This is a genomic window from Bradyrhizobium liaoningense (assembly GCF_018130825.1).
GTDB lineage: Bacteria > Pseudomonadota > Alphaproteobacteria > Rhizobiales > Xanthobacteraceae > Bradyrhizobium > Bradyrhizobium liaoningense_B.
Map to the genome: position 1 here is coordinate 359520 of NZ_JAFCJS010000001.1, position 18093 is coordinate 377612.

Consider the following 18093-nt stretch of genomic DNA (forward strand, 5'->3'; position numbering starts at 1 on the left):
TTCACGCGTGGCAGTCGTAGCGGCTGCCCGCGGTCGCGCGCCTGATATTCTGGTTGAAGAACTGGCCCATGGACGGTGCGCCCAGGAGGCGGTCGACCGTCTCGGCCGTGACGCCGCAATAGCGGTCATAGGCGCCGCCCGCCACGACGACGAGGTCCTGCCGCGCGCGATCGTAGCAGACCCGCTGGAGCACCGTGCTGCGGGTGATGTCGCGGCACTCGAATGTCCCGAGATCGACGCGGTGGCGCTCGCCGATCTCGATCGTCTCGGAGACAACAGGCGCAGCCGCGAGCTGCGCGAGCAGAACTGCCAGGGCCCTGACCATGATGACTTCAAGCTCCACATGAACACGTTGAAGGGCCGGGACGGCAATCTCATCCGGCACTTGAAACACGCCGAGATGATACGTCACTGGACAGATCGGGCATAGTCGCGCTAACCACCGGAAAACCGAGCGACTTCAACACATAAGCAGATCTTTTTGATGAGTAAGATTGATCCCACCGCACGGGTCGCGGACGGCGCCGTGATCGGCGAGGGCACCGAGATCGGGCCCTTCTGCATCCTCGGCCCGAACGTCGTGATCGGCAAAAACTGCAAGCTGATCGGCCATGTGCACGTCACGGCTCAGACCACCATTGGCGACGATTGCACGATCTATCCCTTCGCCTCGCTCGGCACGCCGCCGCAGTCGCTCAGCTATCGGGGCGAGCTGACGAAGCTCAAGATCGGCGCAGGCTGCACCATCCGCGAATCCGTGACCATGAACGCCGGTACCGTCGCCGGCGGCGGCATCACCACGGTCGGTGACCGCGGCTACTTCATGAACTGCAGCCATGTCGGCCATGACTGCCATGTCGGCAACGACGTGATCTTCGCGACGTCGGCAACGCTCGGCGGTCACTGCGAGATCGGCGACTTCGTCTTCATCGGCGGCTTGTCCGCAGTGCACCAGTTCACCCGCATCGGGCCGCAGGTCATGGTCGGCGGCGTCTGCGGCGTGCGCGACGACATCATCCCGTTCGGGCTGGTCAACGGCCAGTATGCGGTGCTCGAGGGGCTCAACATCATCGGCATGAAGCGGCGCAAGTTCACCAAGCAGCGGCTCGCGACCGTGCGCGGCTTCTATCAGAAGCTCTTCCACGGGCCCGGCACGTTTGCCGAGCGGCTCGAGGCGGCGCGGCCGCTCGCAGGGGAAGATCCGGCCATCGCGGAAATCCTCGACTTCATCGGCAAGGGCAAGCGCCCGCTCTGTCTTCCCGCCATCGCGAAGTGAAACCGGGATGGCCGCGGACATGACATCGGCGGCTTCTGAGATTTCATCGCCGGTCGGCGTAGTTGCCGGCGGTGGCGCAATGCCGTTCGCCGTCGCTGAGTCGCTCGCCGCGCGCGGCATCACGCCGGTGCTGTTTCCGCTGCGCGGGGCCTGCGATCCGTCGCGGGTGGAGAAGTTCCGCCACCGCTGGATCTCGGTCGGCCAGCTCGGCCGCGCCATGCGGCTGTTCCGCGAGGAGGGCTGCCGCGACCTGATCTTCATCGGCACCCTGGTGCGGCCTTCGCTCTCCGAGATCCGGTTCGACATCAAGACGCTGCGCCTGCTCGGCAACGTCATCCGCGCGTTTCGCGGCGGCGACGATCATCTTCTCTCCGGTGTCGGCCGCATCCTGGAGCAGGACGGCTTTCGCATGGTCGGCATCAAGGATGTCGCGCCCGACCTCTTGATGCCCGAGGGCTCCATCAGTCGGGCCTGGCCGAACGACAACGCCAAGGCCGACATCGAGCGTGGGCGCGCCGTGCTGACGGCGCTCGGCCCGTTCGATATTGGTCAGGCTGCCGTCGTGATCGACGGCCATGTGGTGGCGGTCGAGGACATCGAGGGCACCGACGCGCTGCTGGCGCGCGTCGCGCGCCTGCGCGAGGAGGGCCGCATCCGCGCAGCCACCGGCCGCGGCGTGCTGGTGAAGGCACCGAAGAGCGGCCAGGATCTGCGCTTCGATCTGCCGACGATCGGCCCGCGCACCATCGAGGGCGTCGCCAGGGCCGGCCTTGCCGGCATCGCCGTCATCGCCGGCAACACGATTGCCGCAGAGCCGCAGGCGATGATCGCGCTTGCCGACGCCAAATATCTCTTCGTCATCGGCCTGCCCAAATGATGCAGACTCGCGATCCCAAGCGGAAGATCTTCCTGATCGCGACGGAGGAGTCCGGCGACCGGCTCGGCTCGGCCCTGATGAAGGTGCTGCGCCAGCGCCTCGGCGACGGCGTGCAGTTCGAGGGCGTCGGCGGCCGCACCATGGCGCGCGAGGGACTGGAGACGCTGTTTCCGATCGAGGAGCTGTCGATCGTCGGCTTTGCCGCAGTGGTGCAGCAATTGCCGAAGATCCTGCGGCTGATCCGCCAGACTGTCGATGCCGTGCTGGAGGCCGCGCCGGACGCGCTCGTCATCATCGACAGCCCCGACTTCACCCATCGCGTCGCCCGTCGCGTGCGCGCGAAGAATCCTGCGATCCCGGTCGTCGACTACGTCTCGCCGCAGCTCTGGGCCTGGCGGCCGGGACGGGCGCGGACCATGCTCGGCTATGTCGATCACGTGCTCGGCCTGTTGCCGTTCGAGCCGGAGGAATACCGCAAGCTCGGCGGTCCGCCCTGCAGCTATGTCGGCCATCCCCTGATCGAGCAGTTGGCGTCGCTGCGACCGAATGCGGAGGAGCAGGCGCGCCGCAATGCTGAGCCGCCGGTGCTGCTGGTGCTGCCCGGCAGCCGCCGCAGCGAGATCCGGCATCATCTCGACGTGTTCGGCGCAACGCTTGGACGGTTGCAGGCCGAAGGCCGCGCGTTCGAGCTGATGCTGCCGACCATGCCACATCTTGAAACCACCGTGCGCGAGGGCACCGCGAGCTGGCCGATCAAGCCGCGGATCGTGGTCGGCGAGAACGAGAAGCGCGCCGTCTTCCGCCTTGCGCATGCCGCGCTGGCAAAATCCGGCACCGTGACGCTGGAGCTCGCTCTGGCGGGCATTCCCATGGTGACGGCCTACCGTGTCGGCGCGATGGAAGCCTTCATCCTGCGCCGCGCGATCCGCGTTTCCTCGGTGATCCTCGCCAATCTCGTGATCGGCGAGGACGTCATCCCGGAGTATCTGCAGGAGGACTGCACGCCGGAGAAGCTCGCGATGGCACTGTCGGAGGTGCTGACCGACACGCCGCTGCGCAAGCGGCAGGTCGAAGCCTTCGCCCGGCTCGATCAGATCATGTCGACAGGCAACAAATCGCCAAGCGTGCTCGCTGCCGACGTCGTGCTGGCGACAATGCGGAAGGCACGGCGGTAAGCGACGGTTTTGTAGGTCCCGTAGGGTGGGCAAAGCGCAGCGTGCCCACCATTCCTTGCCCGTTACAGAGAGATGGTGGGCACGGCGCTTTGCGCCTTTGCCCACCCTACGATACCGCGCCTGTTGCGCTAGCGCGGCCGGATCGTGCACTAGGCCAAGCCGCCGTCGACCCGGAAACATTGACTGGTGATGCGCTGGCTCTCGTCGGATGCGAGAAACAGCGCCATCCGCGCGATGTCCTCGGGCGTCACCGCATCGGGAATGGCCTGACGGGTGCGAAACTCGGCGATGACCCGCTCGTCCGGATACCACAGCCGGCGCTGGCGCTCGGTGATCACCATGCCCGGCGCGATCGCGTTGACGCGGATGCGGTCGGGGCCGACCGACCGCGCCAGCGAGTTGGTGAAGCCGACGATGGCCGCCTTCGCAGCGGCATACACCGGCAGCGCCGGCGCGCCGCGCATCCAGGCGATCGACGACATGTTGATGATCGAGCCGCCGCCGCGCGCCTGCATCTGCGGCACCACGGCCTGTGCGGCAAAGAAGACGTGCTTGAGGTTGACGCCGATCGTCCAGTCGAACTCGGCGGGCGTCACGTCCGCGAGCACCTGACGCTGGTCGTTGGCGGCATTGTTGACGAGCACCGCGGCGTCCCCGAGCTTTCGGCGGACCTCGGCCATGGCGGTGTGCAAGGCATCGATGTCGAGGAGGTCGCAAGGTACGAACAGCGGCGCCGTGCCGGACGCGGCCGCCACGTCCGCCACCAGCGCCGCGCCGGCTGCTTCGTCGATGTCGAGGAATGCGATTCGGGCGCCCTGGCCAGCGAAGGCGCGCACGAAGGCGGCACCGATGCCGCTGGCGCCACCGGTAATCAGCACCACGCGGTCCGCGAGGCCGGCATAGCTCGTCATTGTCATGCGATCAGTCGCTCCGTCTCGGGGTCGAACAGGCAGATGCGGCGGGTGTCGAGCGCGAAGGGCGCCACGTCACCCGGCGCGGGGCGGACGTCCGGCGAGATGCGCGCCTGCGCGGGCTCGCCGCCCAGCCGCAGCAACACGATGGTCTCGGCCCCGGTCGGCTCGACCATCTCCACCGGTGCATTGACGAGGATGGGCGCCTCGCCGGAAAACACGCGGCCGCCCTCGGCGATGCATTCCGGCCTGATGCCGACGATCACGTCGCGGCCGACATAGGGCACCGCAACGTCATAGGCCTGGAGGCGCAGACGGACCTCGTCGGGCCGTCCCGCGCCGATCGCAGCCACCAGCCCGCCGGAATCGGTCTCGAGCCGTGCCGGTATCGTGTTCATCGGCGGCGAGCCCATGAAGCGGGCGACGAACAGATTGGCAGGATAACGATACACGGTGTCGGGATCAGCAAACTGCTGCACCACACCCCGATGCATCACGGCGATGCGCGTTGCCATCGTCATCGCCTCGATCTGGTCGTGGGTGACATAGATGATGGTGGCGCCGATACGCTGGTGCAGGCGCTTGATCTCCATCCGCATCTCGACGCGCAGCTTGGCATCGAGATTGGAGAGCGGCTCGTCGAACAGGAAGAGCAGGGGATTGCGCACCAGTGCCCGGCCCATCGCCACGCGCTGGCGCTGGCCACCGGAGAGCTGCGACGGCTTGCGGCCGAGCAATTGCTCGATCTGGAGCAGTTTGGCGACGTTCGCGACGGCCTTCTCCTGCTCGGCCTTGGCTACACCTCGGCATTCCATGCCGAAGGTGATGTTCTGACGTACCGTCATCGAGGGGTAGAGCGCGTAGGACTGGAACACCATGGCGATGTCGCGGTCTTTCGGCGGAACATCGTTGACCACGCGCCCGCCGATCTCGACGGTGCCCGCGCTCGGCCGATCGAGCCCGGCGATGATGTTGAGCAGGGTGGACTTGCCGCAGCCGGACGGCCCGACCAGCACGGTGAACTCGCCGCTCTCGATGTCGAGATCGATGCCCTTCAGCACCTCCAGATTGGCGTAGCGCTTGGACAGGGCGCGAATGCTCAGTGCTGCCATGGCAACTCCATTGACGGCAACTCCATCATTTCACGGCGCCGGCGGTGAGGCCGCGTACGAAGTACTTGCCGCCGATCAGATAGATCAGCAGGGTCGGCAGGGCGGCGATCATCACCGCGGCGCTTTGCACGCCATGCTGAGGGATATCGGCGACCGCGGCCGACAGCGCGATCAGCGCGGCGGTGACCGGCTGCTGCTGACCGGTGGTGAACGTCACGCCATAGAGAAACTCGTTCCAGATATGCGTGAACTGCCAGATCACGGTGACGACCAGGATCGGCGGCGAGAGCGGCAGGATGATGCGCCAGAAAATGCGAAAGAACCCCGCGCCATCGATACGCGCAGCTCTGATCAGCTCTTGCGGGATGGCAACGTAGTAGTTGCGGCAGAACAGGGTGGTAAAGGACAGCCCCTGGATCGTGTGGATCACGACCAGCCCCGTCAGCGTGTTCATCAGGCCGGTGTCGCGCAGTACGATGGTCCAGGGCAGCAGGCGCATCTGCTGCGGAAGGAAGATGCCGAGCGTGACGATACCGTAGATCCAGCTATCGCCGCGGAAGCGCCAGAGCGAAACCGCGTAACCGGCGACTGCGCCAAGCAGGGTGGAGAAGATCGTCGCGGGAATGGTCACGAGCGCGGAGTTCAGCATGTACGGCCGGATTCCCGCGCAGGTCTCGGCGACGCAGAAACCGCTCCAGGCGGCGGCGTAGTTGCTCCAGGCCAGATGTTGCGGCCAGCCGATCATCGAGCCCTGTGCGATCTCCTCGTTGGTCCGGAGCGAGTTCAGCACGACAACAGCCAATGGCGCGAGCCATGCTGCCGCGATCAGCGAGACGATGAGATAGATCAGGATCCGGCCTGGGACGAAGGTTTGCTCACGCATGGATCGCCCGCCGCCGCTGGACATAACGCCACGCTGCATACGGCAGCAAGACGACGAGAAGAATGAGCAACATGAGGACTGCCGCCGCCGCTCCCCGTCCGAGCAGGCTGCGCTGGAACATCAGGTCATAGACGACGAGGGCCGGCAGCTGGGTCGCGATTCCGGGCCCGCCATTGGTGAGCGCGCGGACGAGGTCGAAGGTCGAAATCGCGAACTGCAGCTGGATGACGATGACGGTGATGGTGATCGGCCAAAGCGTCGGCAGGATGACGCGCCGGTACATTCGGACCGGTCCGGCGCCGTCGATCTGCGCGGCCTTGATCAGGTCCGCATCGACCGAGCGGAGGCCGGCGAGGAAGAGCGCCATGGCAAAGCCCGAGGATTGCCAGATCGCGGCGATGACGATGGTCCAGATCGCCATGTCACGGTCGATCAGCCAGTCGAACCGGAAGGAGGTCCAGCCGAGGTCGTGGACCAGCTTCTGGATGCCAAGGCCGGGATTGAGCAGCCAGCTCCAGACCGTGCCGGTGACCACGAACGACACCGCCAGGGGATAGAGGAAGATGGAGCGCAGCACGTTCTCGCCGCGAATGCGCTGATCGAGCAGGATGGCAAGGATCAGGCCGGTCGCCAGGCTCAGCAACACGAAAGCGCTGCCAAACAGCAGCAGATTGTCGAGGGCGATCTGCCAGTTGCGCGATGCTGCGACCGCTGAATAGTTGCGCAGACCCACCCAGCCCGTAACAGGGACCAGAGTGGATGGTGTGAACGATATCCAGATCGTCCACAGCGAGAACGCAATGAGATGCGCGGCGGACAACAGCAGCGGCACCCAGATCGTCAGATATTCGGGCAGCCGGCGGACCATTTCAGAGGCCGCCGGCCGGCCCGGTCTTGTCGAGACGGCGATCGTCAACGTGCGCTCTCGACGGCGTCGGCGAGGCGTGTGGCCGCCTGCTCCGGCTTGATGGTCTTGTTCTTCACGTACTCCGTGATCACGTCGATCATCGCGGCGGTCATGCCGTTTTCCTGCGCCATGTTGTGCGCAAGACTGAGGACGGCCTGATTGCTGGCGATCGCGTCTTTGAGAGCTGCTGCGGTCCGCCGTTGGCCGTCCGACCAGCCTTCGCCGGACAGATCGACATCGGTGCGCACCGGGATCGATCCCGTGATCTGCGAATACATGGTCTGGATCGCCGGATCCATGACGAGCTGGGCCATCAGCGTCTGGCCGGCTTGCAGGTCCGCCTCCTTGCGCTGCCAGAAGATGAAAGCATCGGCATTCAGCAGGAAGACCGGCTTGCCATTGTCGCTCGGACCCGGGGCGATCACGAAGTCCTCGAACTTGAAGCCGGCGTTGCGCAGCACGCCTTGCGCCCAGCCGCCCATGATCATCATGCCCATGTCGCCGTCGACGAAGCGCTTCAGGTTGGTGGAAAAGTGCTGGGCGCCGACGTTGGGGTCCATCCAGTCGGCGATCTTGCGGACCTGCACGAACGCAGCCTTGATCTCGGGGCCCTCCAGCGCCTTTTTCTCGAGATTCATGATCGCTGCGCGATATGCGAGGGGACTGATGCCCGCCAGAGCGGCCTCGAACTTCTGCCCGTCGTCGGGGCGGGTGCCGCCGTTGGCGACGGGATAGGCGACGCCGCCCGATTTCATTTTTTCGGCGAGATCGTTGAACTCGGCCCAGGTGACGGGGATCTTGTCGGCCTTGGCCTTGTCCATCGCGCGTTTGGAGAGGAACAGCATGTTGGTGCTGTAGATCTGCAGCGGCAGCGCGATCCACTTGCCGGCCGGCCTGTGCAATTTGGCAAGGTCGGGCGCGACGACCTTTTCGTAACCGGCGGCCGCGACGACCGCGTCGAGATCGACGGTCGGGGCGATCTTCGACCAGGCCGCGATCTCCGGGCCCTTGAGCTGCGAACAGGCCGGCGGATCGCCGGCGATGATCTGGGCGCGCAGCTTGTTCATCATCTCGGTGGTGAAGCCGGGGACCGGCGAGTGCTGCCAGATCCCGCCTTTCTCCTCGAATCTCTTGCCGAGTGCCGTGATGGCCGCTCCGTCGCTGCCTGCGGACCATTGCGAGATCGCGGTCAGGCGTGGCTTGACCGCGCCCTGGGCGCGGGCAAAGGCCGGCAGTGCGAGCGCGGCAGCGGATCCAGCGAGCAGACGACGCCTTGTTGTTGTGATCGGCATGACAGTTCCTCCCGGTGTGAACTTTCGTGGCGCGTGCAGACGGCGCGGCTTTAGGGCATGTCAGGCAGCCTCCGTCGATGCGGCGGGCATGCCGCCGCTTCTGGCGAGGCAGAAGGCGGCGAAGGCAAGCGCGGCCTGCGGATCGTTGCCGGTCGAGGGCGGCACGAAGGCGAGGGACACCTGCGCCAGTTTGCGACCGCCCAGCAGGCAGGCGTCGATCCCCTCGACCACGGCCTTGCGGTCGTCCTCGGCGAGAAGCGACGGCCAGCCGCTGATCGCGACCCCGCCGCAAGGCTTCACGTTCAGCGTGTTGCCGATTGCAAGGCCGAGCCGGAACAGCCGCCGGCGCAACTCCTGGCGAACGCGCGATGAGAGCGGGATCGTGTTGACCCATTCGTGGCCGAGCTGAAGCAACTCGGTTTCGGAAACGCCAAGAAGATCGGCCAGGGCCGGCAGCGACGTGTAGGCCTCGACGCAGCCATGATGTCCGCAGCGGCAGCGCGGTCCATCCGGACCGAACACCATGTGGCCGAGCTCGATCGGCTGCAGGGCATCGGCTTCGGCCGGATCATCCATCCAGGCGCCGGCAACGCCTTGGCTCACAAGGACGAAGAGATGCGTATCGCCGAACGGATAGTTCTCCGTGCGACAACGGTGAAAGGTGGCGTGGGCGACGACCGAATTGGTGAATTCAATCGGCACGCCCGCGAACGTCGCGCCGAGCATGTCGCCGATGCGCCCGACATCGCAGGGAATGATCGGATTGGCCGATATGCTGAGCCGGCCGAGGCCCGGAATGGAGACGCCGATCTGCGCGAGGGTGATGCGGCGGCGGCGCGTCCAGTCGCGCAGCAATGTCATCGCCTCGCGAAACACCCGCCCGACGGACTCGACGGTCGGCGTTTTCGGCAGCGGTACACGCTCGGTGTAGTGCAGCTCGCCCGACAGGCTGCCAACGCCGACGCTGAGCCGCTGAGCGCTCAGCTCGAAAGCGGCGAGCGCCACCGAGCCATCGAGTGCGACGAGCGCCGTGGGGCCGCCGACGTAAGGGGCAGGGCGCCGCACTTCCTCGATCAGGCCTTCGGCCTTGAGGTCGAACAGGATGCGCGACAGGCTCGCTTCGGACAGGCGAACGGCCTTCGCCAGCGGCGGGCGAAACGAGCCGCCCGACTGAAGCAGATGAGTCAAAATGGCGGCGCGCGTCTGCCGCCGACTTCTCGGCTGCTCCGGCATTTCCATCCCTGTCGTCATTCTTACTTAGTGTAAGAATTTGCGCGCTGAGCGTTTCGACTGTCAAGCCTTTGCCGACGTGAGGCGGCGACTTGTTGTTGTGCGCGGCAGCAAAGGCGGAGAGAGTGACGCCACTCAGGACAGACGCGCGACGTCGACGATGATCCGTTTGCGGTTGTCGGGATCGACGAGGACAGGCAACTCGACCCCAGCGGCGGTGCGGCTCTTGCGTCGGCTTGAGCTGCTGAACGACATGCGCGTGACCGCGTCCCAGGCGGCTCCGCCGTTCGGGTCGTTCACCGCGACGGCGATGTCCCACGTCCCGCCCGTTGCACTGCTCGGTTGCACTTCACGCGCGCTCAGGACCTTCGCTGTCGTCGGAACCAGGCCGAGCGCGGCGGCGCCGCCAGCCAGCGCAATCTCCGTCTGCTGCGGCGTGAGCCCATAGATCAACGCCGGCGAGGACGCAGCATGTTCTATCTCGCGCCAGACGCGGGGAGACGGGCGACAACCCGGCGTGTCGGCCTGCTCCTCGCCACGCAGATCTGCCGCCAGCTTTTCGGCGACTTCGCGCCCGGTCGGCACCCGACCCCATTCGATCCTGAACCGCGTGGGATCGGCGAGGTCCACGGTCACAGGAAGCATCATCCCGGGACGCGGCCATTTCGCCTTGGGAACGTCGTAGCCGCTGTATTGCACGGCAGCCGCCGCGAGGCGCTCCGCAGTCACCACCCCGTCAATGTCGCATCTGGGATGAAGCACCATCTCGCCGGCGGCGTCGGGGAAGGGTGAACAGGCCACGACCTGCAACAATCCGTCGACCGGGTTCGTGATCCGCATCCGCTTGTCCTGCGCTTCGCTCGCTTTGTCGGACCCTGCCAAACAAAAACGGCGCCATCGTGAGAGGGCACCGTTTCCGACAGCTCGCTGTCTTGCAGATCATGGGGCAGCTGGCGGCGTGCCTTCCGGCCACTCCGGCAATTCGGCCTTCGGATCATACCAGTTGGCGGCGTCCGATCGCCAGATGTGGACCTCGGGCCGTTCTGCGATCGGTGTGTCCAGGCAACCCATTCGAAGCAGGACCGTGCTCTTGCCGTCGCGCGCGGCGACGATGTGCGATCCGCATTGCGAGCAGAAATAGCGGGTCTTGCCGGGTGAGGATTCGAAGCCGCGCAGCAGCTCTTCGCCCTTGGTCCAGCGAAAGCGATCGCGAGGGACATTGGTGACGGTGGAGAAGGCGGAGCCGTGCGTCTTGCGGCAGGTCCGGCAATGGCAGTGGACGATCATGCTCGGGGCGGCGTCGACCTCGTAGGCAACGCCTCCGCAGAGGCAGCTTCCGCTCAGCATCAGGGTGTCCTTTCCATTGGAGGCCGTAGGGTGGATTAGCCGAAGGCGTAATCCACCAGCTTTGTAGCCGCGCGAGAAGTGGTGGGTTACGCCGAGCAGATGCGCTTCGCGCATCTGCAGGGCTAACCCACCCTACGAGGTCATGGCACAAATAAAAACGGCGCCATCGTGAGATGGCGCCGTTCTGAGAGCCGTTTCGGCTTAAGTCTTACTTGCGATCCTTGATCGGCACGTAATCGCGCTTGGTGACGCCGGTGTAGAGCTGGCGCGGACGGCCGATCTTCTGCTGCGGGTCCTCGATCATCTCGCTCCACTGGCTGATCCAGCCGACGGTGCGGGCGACCGCGAACAGCACGGTGAACATCGAGACCGGGAAGCCCATCGCCTTCAGCGTGATGCCCGAATAGAAGTCGACGTTCGGGTAGAGCTTGCGGTCGATGAAGTACTGGTCGCTGAGCGCGATCTTCTCGAGCTCCATCGCCACCTTCAGCATCGGATCGTCGCCATGGCCGGTCTCCTTGAGCACGGCGTGACACATCTTCTGCATGATCTTGGCGCGCGGATCATAGTTCTTGTAGACGCGATGGCCGAAGCCCATCAGGCGGACTTCGGAGTTCTTGTCCTTCACCTTGGCGATGAATTCGGGAATCTTGTCGACCGTGCCGATGTCGTAGAGCATGTTGAGCGCGGCTTCGTTGGCGCCGCCATGCGCCGGGCCCCAGAGGCAGGCGATGCCGGCCGCGATGCAGGCGAACGGGTTGGCGCCCGAGGAGCCGGCGATGCGCACCGTCGAGGTCGAGGCGTTCTGCTCGTGGTCGGCGTGCAGGATGAAGATCTTCTCCAGCGCGTCGGCGAGAACCGGGCTGACCTTGTAGTCCTCGCAAGGCACCGCGAAGCACATGTTCAGGAAGTTCTCGGCAAAGCCGAGCGAGTTCTTCGGATACACGAAGGGCTGGCCGACGGTGTACTTGTAGGCCATCGCGGCCAGCGTCGGGATCTTCGCGATCATGCGCATGGAGGCGATCATGCGCTGCTTGGGATCGTTGATGTCGGTGGAGTCGTGGTAGAACGCGGCGAGGGCGCCGACCGCCGCCACCATGATCGCCATCGGATGGGCGTCGCGGCGGAAGCCCTGGAAGAAGCGGGCCATCTGCTCGTGCACCATCGTGTGATGGGTCACGCGGTAATCGAAATCCTTCTTCTGCTCAGCGGTCGGCAGGTTTCCGTAGAGCAGGAGGTAGCAGGTCTCCAGGAAATCGCCGTGCTCGGCCAGTTCCTCGATCGGGTAGCCGCGGTATTCCAGCACGCCGGCATCACCGTCGATATAGGTGATCTTGGACTGGCAGCTCGCGGTCGAGGTGAAGCCGGGATCGTAGGTGAACAGACCGGACTGGCCGTAGAGCTTGCCGATATCGACGACATCGGGCCCGACGCTGCCGCTGAGGATCGGGAGATCGTAGTTCTTGTTTCCGACCGTCAGCGTGGCGGTCTTTGGGCTTTCTTTAGCGTCCATCAGAGGTCCCCGATGTGTGGTGAAACGGGCCGGACCCGGAAGGCCCCGATGAGATGCCGGGGCAGGCCGGATGTTCCAGAAGGTACGGGGGAGATGGGTATATTATTGCTGTGTGCGCTGCAAGATCATGGCAGCCATGGCCTACCTACGTCGTAGACTGATCCTTGAGCCGCCCCAGGCTTTCCTGGCGTCCCAGCACGTCCAAAACCTCAAATATACCAGGCGATGTCGTCCGCCCGGTCAGCGCCGCCCGCAAGGGCTGGGCGACCGCGCCGAGCTTGAGACTATTTTCCTCGGCAAAGGCGCGCAGCGCAGCTTCCGCGCTGGCCGCACTCCAGGTCTCGACTTTCTCCAGCGCGGAATGAAGCTGGCCGATCAGCTTGCGGTTCTCGGGCGTCAGCAGCGCCTGTGCCTTGGGATCGAGCTGCAGCGGCCGGTCGGCGAAGATGAAATAGGCGCCGTCGATCAGCTCGAGCAGCGTCTTGGCGCGCTCCTTCAGGGCCGGCATGGCCTTGAGAAGCTGCGCCCGCGTGGTGTCGTTTAACTTCGCCTTAATCTCGTCGCGGCTGGGCACGACGTGGTCGAGCACGTCCTCGAACATCCTCACGAGTGATTGATCGTCGGCGTGACGGATGTAATGGCCGTTGAGGTTTTCCAGCTTGGCGAAGTCGAAGCGGGCGGCGGCCCGGCCGACGCTGGCGAGGTCGAACGCTTCGATCATCTCCTCGGTCGAGAAGATCTCCTGATCGCCATGGCTCCAGCCGAGGCGGACAAGATAGTTGCGGAGCGCGGCCGGCAGGTACCCCATGGCACGGTAGGCATCGACGCCGAGCGCGCCGTGCCGCTTCGACAGCTTCGAGCCGTCCGGGCCGTGGATGAGGGGGATGTGCGACATGCTTGGCAGCGCCCAGCCCATCGCGTCGTAGATCTGCTTCTGGCGGGCGGCGTTGATCAGATGGTCGTCGCCGCGGATGACGTGGGTGACGCCCATGTCGTGGTCGTCCACCACCACGGCGAGCATGTAGGTCGGATTGCCATCGCCGCGCAAAAGCACGAGATCGTCGAGGTTCTCGTTCTGCCAGACCACGCGGCCCTGGACCTGGTCCTCGATCACGGTCTCGCCGGTCTGCGGCGCGCGCAGGCGGATGGTGGGCTTGACGTCGCTCGGCGCCGTGGCCGGGTCGCGGTCGCGCCACATGCCGTCATAGAGACGGGTGCGGCCCTCCGCGCGGGCCCTCTCGCGCATGGCGGCGAGCTCCTCCGCCGTGGCGTAGCAGCGATAGGCCTTGCCGTCGGCGAGCAGCTGCTCGGCGACCTCGCGGTGGCGGGCGGCGCGGCTGAACTGGTAGATGACCTCGCCGTCCCAGCCGAGCTCGAGCCACTTCAACCCGTCGAGAATGGCGCCGATCGCCGCCTCCGTGGAGCGCTCCCGGTCGGTGTCCTCGATCCGGAGCAGCATCTTGCCGCCATGCTTCTTGGCGTAGAGCCAGTTGAACAGCGCCGTGCGGGCGCCCCCGATATGGAGGAAGCCGGTCGGCGAGGGGGCAAAGCGGGTGACGACGGAATCGGTCATTCTTGGCAGGGCCTATGCATTGGAGGCGGTGGTGTATAGCAGGACCGGAGCATAACTAAAGCCCGACGGCGGACGGCTGAAGGCCTTGGCGCGGCCTCCCGAATTTGGCAGAAGGACCGCTGATTTCCCTACAGGATTTTCGTAATGACAGAACCGGTGGCACCTGAGGTTGGGCGCGATTTCATTCGTGACATCATCCAGGCCGACCTCGATCAGGGCAAGTACAAGGAGATCGTGACCCGGTTCCCGCCGGAGCCGAACGGCTACCTGCATATCGGTCACGCCAAGTCGATCGCCCTCAATTTCGGCATCGCCCAGGAGTTTCCGGGTCGCTGCCACCTGCGCTTCGACGACACCAACCCGGTCAAGGAAGAGCAGGAGTACATCGATTCCATCCAGGCCGACGTGCGCTGGCTCGGCTTCGACTGGGGCAAGAACCTGTTCTTCGCCTCCGACTATTTCGACCGCCTGTACGAATGGGCGGAGAAGCTGATCCGCGACGGGCTCGCCTATGTCGACGACCAGACCCAGGAGGAGATCCGCACTTCGCGTGGCTCGCTGACCGAGCCGGGCAAGAACTCGCCGTTCCGCGACCGGAGCGTGGACGAGAACCTCGACCTGTTCCGCCGCATGAAGGCCGGCGAATTCCCCAACGGGGCGCGCGTGCTGCGGGCGAAGATCGACATGGCCGCGGGCAACATCAATCTGCGCGACCCCGTGCTGTACCGCATCCTGCATGCGCATCATCCGCGCACCGGCAACGCATGGTGCATCTATCCGAGCTACGACTATGCCCACGGCCAGTCGGACGCCATCGAAGGCATCACGCACTCGATCTGCACGCTGGAGTTCGAGGACCACCGGCCGCTCTACGACTGGTTCATCGAGAAGCTGCCGGTGCCGTCAGAGCCGCACCAGTACGAGTTCGCGCGGCTGAACCTGACCTACACGGTACTGTCCAAGCGCGTGCTGACCCAGCTCGTCCGCGACGGCCACGTCGCCGGCTGGGACGATCCGCGCATGCCGACGGTGGCGGGGATGCGCCGCCGCGGCGTGCCGCCGGCGGCGCTGCGTGAATTCGTCAAGCGCATCGGCGTCGCCAAGGCCAACAGCGTGGTCGACGTCGGCATGCTCGAATTCTGCATCCGCGAGGAGCTGAACCGCACGGCGCAGCGGCGCATGGCGGTGCTCAAGCCGCTCAAGGTCGTGATCGAGAACTACCCGGAAGGGCAGACCGAAGAGCTCGAGGCGATCAACCATCCCGACGACGCTAGCGCCGGCACGCGCAAGATCACGTTCGGCCGCGAGCTCTATATCGAGCAGGACGACTTCATGGAGAACCCGCCGAAGAAGTTCTTCCGCCTGTCGCCGGGCAACGAAGTGCGGCTGCGCTATGCCTATTTCGTCAAGTGCACCGGCGTGATCAAGAACGATGCAGGCGAGGTGGTGGAATTGCGCTGCACCTACGATCCCGCGACCAAGGGCGGCAATGCGCCCGACGGCCGCAAGGTCAAGGCGACCATGCACTGGCTGCCGGCGGCGGCGTCGAAGCCGGCGGAGATCCGCATCTACAACCAGCTGTTCTCCAATCCGAGCCCGGACGCCTCGAACTTCGCGGCCGATCTCAATCCGAATTCGCTGGAGATCCTGTCCGATGCGCGCATCGAGGCAGCGGTGGCCGAGAGCAATTCGACCGAGCCGATGCAGTTCGAGCGCCAGGGCTATTTCGTGCGCGACAAGGACTCGACGCCGGGCAAGCCGGTGTTCTCGCGCACCATCGGCCTGCGCGACACGTTCGCGAAGGAAGTGGCCAAAGGCTGAGGCGGACATGAGCAGCGAAGCCGACGCCATCGTTTCCGTCATCATCGCGAAATGGTGCGCCGGCTTCGCGACGCTCGACGCGGCGGCGCTGTCGTCGCTATATGCGAAAAACGCGTTCTTCTTCGGCTCCAACCCAAAACTCTATCGGGGCCGGGACGGCGTCGCCGATTATTTCAACGGCCTGCCGCGCTGGCGCAAGCCGAGCGCGGTGTTCTCCGAGGTGAACGCAGCGCAGGCCGGCCCTGATCTGATCAACATGGGCGCGACCATCTCGTTCGATCTCGCAGGCGAGCGGGACGATCTCGTCGTCAAGATGAGCTGGGTCATCATCCGCGAGGACGGCGACTGGAAGATCGTCAATCACCACGCCTCGTCGAAGGCGTCGCTGATCTAGCTAGATGTCGTAATACAAATGGAACTCGTAAGGATGCGGTCGCAGCCGGATCGGGTCGACCTCCTTTTTGCGCTTGTAGTCGAGCCAGGTTTCGATCACGTCGGCGGTGAAGACGTCGCCGCGCAGCAGGAAAGCGTGATCGCGCTCGAGCGCGTCGAGCGCCTGATCCAGCGATCCCGGCGTGGACTTCACCTCCTTCGCCTCCGCAGGTGGGAGGTCGTAGAGATTCTTGTCGATCGGGCTGCCAGGATCGATCCGCATGTCGATACCGTCGAGACCGGCCATCAGCATCGCGGCGAAGGCCAGGTAGGGATTGCAGGACGGATCGGGTGAACGAAACTCGACGCGCTTGGCGCGCGGATTCGGCGAATACATCGGGATCCGGCAGCAGGCGGAGCGATTGCGCTGGGAGTAGACGAGGTTGATCGGAGCTTCATAACCCGGCACCAGGCGCCGGTAGGAGTTCGTGGTGGGCGCGCAGAGCCCGCACAACGCCCAGGCGTGGCTCAAAAGCCCGCCGATATAGTAGCGCGCGAGCTGGCTCAGCTCGGCGTAGTCGCCCTTGTCGTAGAACAGATTGGTCTCGCCTTTCCAGAGCGACTGGTGAACGTGCATGCCCGACGCGTTGTCCTCGAACAGCGGCTTCGGCATGAATGTCGCGGTCTTGCCGTGCTGATGCGCGGTGTTCTTGACCACGTATTTGTAGATCATCAAATTGTCGGCCATGCGGGTCAGCGTGGTGAAGCGCATGTCGATCTCGTTCTGGCCGCCGGTCGCGACCTCATGGTGATGGGCTTCGATCTGGATCCCCAGAGATTCCATCGTCATCACCATTTCGGTGCGTAGCGCCTGCATGCTGTCGGTCGGAGGAACGGGAAAGTATCCCTCTTTCGGGCGCGGCTTGTGACCGAGATTCGGTCCTTCATCCGTGCTGGTGTTCCAGCTGCCTTCGCTGGAGTCGATCGCGTGCATGGCGAAGTTGATGCCCTGGCCGTAGCGGACCTCGTCGAAGACGAAGAACTCGGCCTCCGGGCCGAAATAGCTCGTATCGGCACGCCCGGTACCCCCAAGGTAGGTTTCGGCCTTCTGGGCGATGTAGCGGGCATCCCGGCTATAGGATTGGCCGGTCACGGGGTCGCGGATGTTGCAGATGAGAACCAGCGTCTTGGCCGGACTATAGGGGTCGACGAAGGCCGTCGTCGGATCCGGGACGACGAGCATGTCGCTTTCCTGGATCTCCTGGAAGCCGCGAATCGATGAGCCATCGAATCCAATGCCCTCATTGAGTGCATCGGCATTCACCGCGCTCGGCGGGACGGAAAAATGTTGCCACACCCCTGGCAGGTCGGTGAACCGCAAATCGATCATCTGGACTTTCTCGTCCGTGATCGCCTTCAGGAGGTCTTCGGCTGTCGTACATTTCGCAACCATGGCTTCGCTCCCAGGTCAGCGTCCCGAGATCGCGTAGCCGTTCGGCCGCAACCTAGCGGCTCGCGACGGATTGTGGTCCACGTTCGGCGTTGTCGCCGCAGTCAGGCCAGCTTTCCGCGCGCTGGCAGTCAGCTTTGGTGTGGCCCGCGCATCATCTTCATCGCATCTTCGATGTGCCGCCAGGTTTTTGCCAATTCGAGCTCGCCCTTCTGCTCGAGGTCGATGGCGTTTTGAGCGGCTTCCGCAATGGCCTTGGGGCCATGGGCTTCCAGCAACTGCCGCGCATAATCGTGGATTTCCATTTCTCGCATGGCGTCATCTCCCTCTGCTCCGGGCGCGAACTTCCGCGGC

At 64.9% G+C, this 18093-nt stretch carries 18 protein-coding genes; 5 read left to right on the plus strand and 13 right to left on the minus strand.

Annotated elements, in window-relative coordinates; translation table 11 throughout:
* Position 1: 1 nt before the first annotated feature.
* Positions 2-325, minus strand: coding sequence for a KTSC domain-containing protein (locus JQ603_RS01750; protein WP_212336041.1), 324 nt, complete (start codon positions 323-325; stop codon positions 2-4).
* A 159-nt stretch (positions 326-484) separates the two neighbouring features.
* Between JQ603_RS01750 and lpxA the strand changes: the two genes are divergently transcribed.
* From lpxA to lpxB, 3 genes are read left to right on the plus strand one after another with little or no spacing between them, the layout of a single operon-like run.
* On the plus strand, positions 485-1276 hold the full coding sequence (gene lpxA / locus JQ603_RS01755) for an acyl-ACP--UDP-N-acetylglucosamine O-acyltransferase (RefSeq protein ID WP_212336042.1): 792 nt from the start codon (positions 485-487) through the stop codon (positions 1274-1276).
* Between the two features lie 19 nt (positions 1277-1295).
* Entirely contained in the window at positions 1296-2153 is an 858-nt protein-coding gene (locus JQ603_RS01760) for an LpxI family protein (protein ID WP_212338112.1), read from the plus strand.
* Positions 2150-3328: a lipid-A-disaccharide synthase gene (gene lpxB, locus JQ603_RS01765; RefSeq protein ID WP_212336043.1), complete on the plus strand. Its 1179-nt coding sequence runs from the start codon at positions 2150-2152 to the stop codon at positions 3326-3328. The genes JQ603_RS01760 and lpxB overlap by 4 nt, the downstream gene beginning before the upstream one ends.
* 149 nt (positions 3329-3477) lie before the next feature.
* On the opposite strand, the gene JQ603_RS01770 is transcribed toward lpxB, so the two are convergent.
* From JQ603_RS01770 to gltX, 10 genes are all read right to left on the minus strand, one after another.
* On the minus strand, positions 3478-4245 hold the full coding sequence (locus tag JQ603_RS01770) for an SDR family NAD(P)-dependent oxidoreductase (RefSeq protein WP_212336044.1): 768 nt from the start codon (positions 4243-4245) through the stop codon (positions 3478-3480).
* Positions 4242-5351, minus strand: coding sequence for an ABC transporter ATP-binding protein (locus JQ603_RS01775; protein ID WP_212336045.1), 1110 nt, complete (start codon positions 5349-5351; stop codon positions 4242-4244). Before JQ603_RS01775 ends, JQ603_RS01770 begins: the two co-directional genes overlap by 4 nt.
* Positions 5352-5376: 25 nt before the next feature.
* Positions 5377-6234 (minus strand): carbohydrate ABC transporter permease, encoded by an 858-nt coding sequence (locus tag JQ603_RS01780; RefSeq protein WP_212336046.1) that lies wholly within the window; start codon positions 6232-6234, stop codon positions 5377-5379.
* A complete protein-coding gene (locus tag JQ603_RS01785; RefSeq protein ID WP_212336047.1) occupies positions 6227-7150 on the minus strand; it encodes a carbohydrate ABC transporter permease in 924 nt (307 codons plus the stop codon). Before JQ603_RS01785 ends, JQ603_RS01780 begins: the two co-directional genes overlap by 8 nt.
* Positions 7147-8433 carry an ABC transporter substrate-binding protein gene (locus JQ603_RS01790; RefSeq protein ID WP_212336048.1) on the minus strand — a complete coding sequence of 429 codons (1287 nt, stop codon included), beginning with the start codon at positions 8431-8433 and terminating at the stop codon, positions 7147-7149. The genes JQ603_RS01785 and JQ603_RS01790 overlap by 4 nt, the downstream gene beginning before the upstream one ends.
* Positions 8434-8493: 60 nt before the next feature.
* Positions 8494-9672, minus strand: coding sequence for an ROK family transcriptional regulator (locus JQ603_RS01795; protein WP_212338114.1), 1179 nt, complete (start codon positions 9670-9672; stop codon positions 8494-8496).
* A 126-nt stretch (positions 9673-9798) separates the two neighbouring features.
* Positions 9799-10503 (minus strand): hypothetical protein, encoded by a 705-nt coding sequence (locus tag JQ603_RS01800; protein WP_245003344.1) that lies wholly within the window; start codon positions 10501-10503, stop codon positions 9799-9801.
* A gap of 99 nt (positions 10504-10602) precedes the next feature.
* Positions 10603-11124 (minus strand): GFA family protein, encoded by a 522-nt coding sequence (locus JQ603_RS01805; protein WP_245003345.1) that lies wholly within the window; start codon positions 11122-11124, stop codon positions 10603-10605.
* 94 nt (positions 11125-11218) lie between these two features.
* Positions 11219-12523, minus strand: coding sequence for a citrate synthase (gene gltA, locus JQ603_RS01810; RefSeq protein WP_212336049.1), 1305 nt, complete (start codon positions 12521-12523; stop codon positions 11219-11221).
* A gap of 145 nt (positions 12524-12668) precedes the next feature.
* On the minus strand, positions 12669-14096 hold the full coding sequence (gene gltX, locus JQ603_RS01815; RefSeq protein WP_212336050.1) for a glutamate--tRNA ligase: 1428 nt from the start codon (positions 14094-14096) through the stop codon (positions 12669-12671).
* Between the two features lie 144 nt (positions 14097-14240).
* Here gltX and JQ603_RS01820 point away from each other — a divergent pair, with 144 nt between their 5' ends.
* Positions 14241-15917: a glutamine--tRNA ligase/YqeY domain fusion protein gene (locus tag JQ603_RS01820; RefSeq protein WP_212336051.1), complete on the plus strand. Its 1677-nt coding sequence runs from the start codon at positions 14241-14243 to the stop codon at positions 15915-15917.
* Positions 15918-15924: 7 nt separating this feature from the next.
* Positions 15925-16311 carry a nuclear transport factor 2 family protein gene (locus JQ603_RS01825; RefSeq protein ID WP_212336052.1) on the plus strand — a complete coding sequence of 129 codons (387 nt, stop codon included), beginning with the start codon at positions 15925-15927 and terminating at the stop codon, positions 16309-16311.
* On the opposite strand, the gene glnA is transcribed toward JQ603_RS01825, so the two are convergent.
* Entirely contained in the window at positions 16312-17742 is a 1431-nt protein-coding gene (gene glnA / locus JQ603_RS01830) for a type I glutamate--ammonia ligase (protein ID WP_212336053.1), read from the minus strand. It abuts the gene before it with no gap.
* A 128-nt stretch (positions 17743-17870) separates the two neighbouring features.
* Positions 17871-18053: a hypothetical protein gene (locus JQ603_RS01835; RefSeq protein ID WP_026311880.1), complete on the minus strand. Its 183-nt coding sequence runs from the start codon at positions 18051-18053 to the stop codon at positions 17871-17873.
* Positions 18054-18093 lie beyond the last annotated feature (40 nt).

Coding starts and splice junctions, on each gene's coding strand:
- JQ603_RS01775 (WP_212336045.1), bottom strand. CDS start 5,351: ATGGCAGCACTGAGCATTCGCGCCCTGTCCAAGCGCTACGCCAATCTG.
- JQ603_RS01805 (WP_245003345.1), bottom strand. CDS start 11,124: ATGCGCGAAGCGCATCTGCTCGGCGTAACCCACCACTTCTCGCGCGGC.
- JQ603_RS01795 (WP_212338114.1), bottom strand. CDS start 9,672: ATGGAAATGCCGGAGCAGCCGAGAAGTCGGCGGCAGACGCGCGCCGCC.
- JQ603_RS01825 (WP_212336052.1), top strand. CDS start 15,925: ATGAGCAGCGAAGCCGACGCCATCGTTTCCGTCATCATCGCGAAATGG.
- JQ603_RS01780 (WP_212336046.1), bottom strand. CDS start 6,234: ATGCGTGAGCAAACCTTCGTCCCAGGCCGGATCCTGATCTATCTCATC.
- JQ603_RS01760 (WP_212338112.1), top strand. CDS start 1,296: ATGACATCGGCGGCTTCTGAGATTTCATCGCCGGTCGGCGTAGTTGCC.
- lpxA (WP_212336042.1), top strand. CDS start 485: ATGAGTAAGATTGATCCCACCGCACGGGTCGCGGACGGCGCCGTGATC.
- JQ603_RS01790 (WP_212336048.1), bottom strand. CDS start 8,433: ATGCCGATCACAACAACAAGGCGTCGTCTGCTCGCTGGATCCGCTGCC.
- JQ603_RS01750 (WP_212336041.1), bottom strand. CDS start 325: ATGGTCAGGGCCCTGGCAGTTCTGCTCGCGCAGCTCGCGGCTGCGCCT.
- JQ603_RS01770 (WP_212336044.1), bottom strand. CDS start 4,245: ATGACAATGACGAGCTATGCCGGCCTCGCGGACCGCGTGGTGCTGATT.
- lpxB (WP_212336043.1), top strand. CDS start 2,150: ATGATGCAGACTCGCGATCCCAAGCGGAAGATCTTCCTGATCGCGACG.
- JQ603_RS01820 (WP_212336051.1), top strand. CDS start 14,241: ATGACAGAACCGGTGGCACCTGAGGTTGGGCGCGATTTCATTCGTGAC.
- JQ603_RS01835 (WP_026311880.1), bottom strand. CDS start 18,053: ATGCGAGAAATGGAAATCCACGATTATGCGCGGCAGTTGCTGGAAGCC.
- glnA (WP_212336053.1), bottom strand. CDS start 17,742: ATGGTTGCGAAATGTACGACAGCCGAAGACCTCCTGAAGGCGATCACG.
- gltX (WP_212336050.1), bottom strand. CDS start 14,096: ATGACCGATTCCGTCGTCACCCGCTTTGCCCCCTCGCCGACCGGCTTC.
- gltA (WP_212336049.1), bottom strand. CDS start 12,523: ATGGACGCTAAAGAAAGCCCAAAGACCGCCACGCTGACGGTCGGAAAC.
- JQ603_RS01800 (WP_245003344.1), bottom strand. CDS start 10,503: ATGCGGATCACGAACCCGGTCGACGGATTGTTGCAGGTCGTGGCCTGT.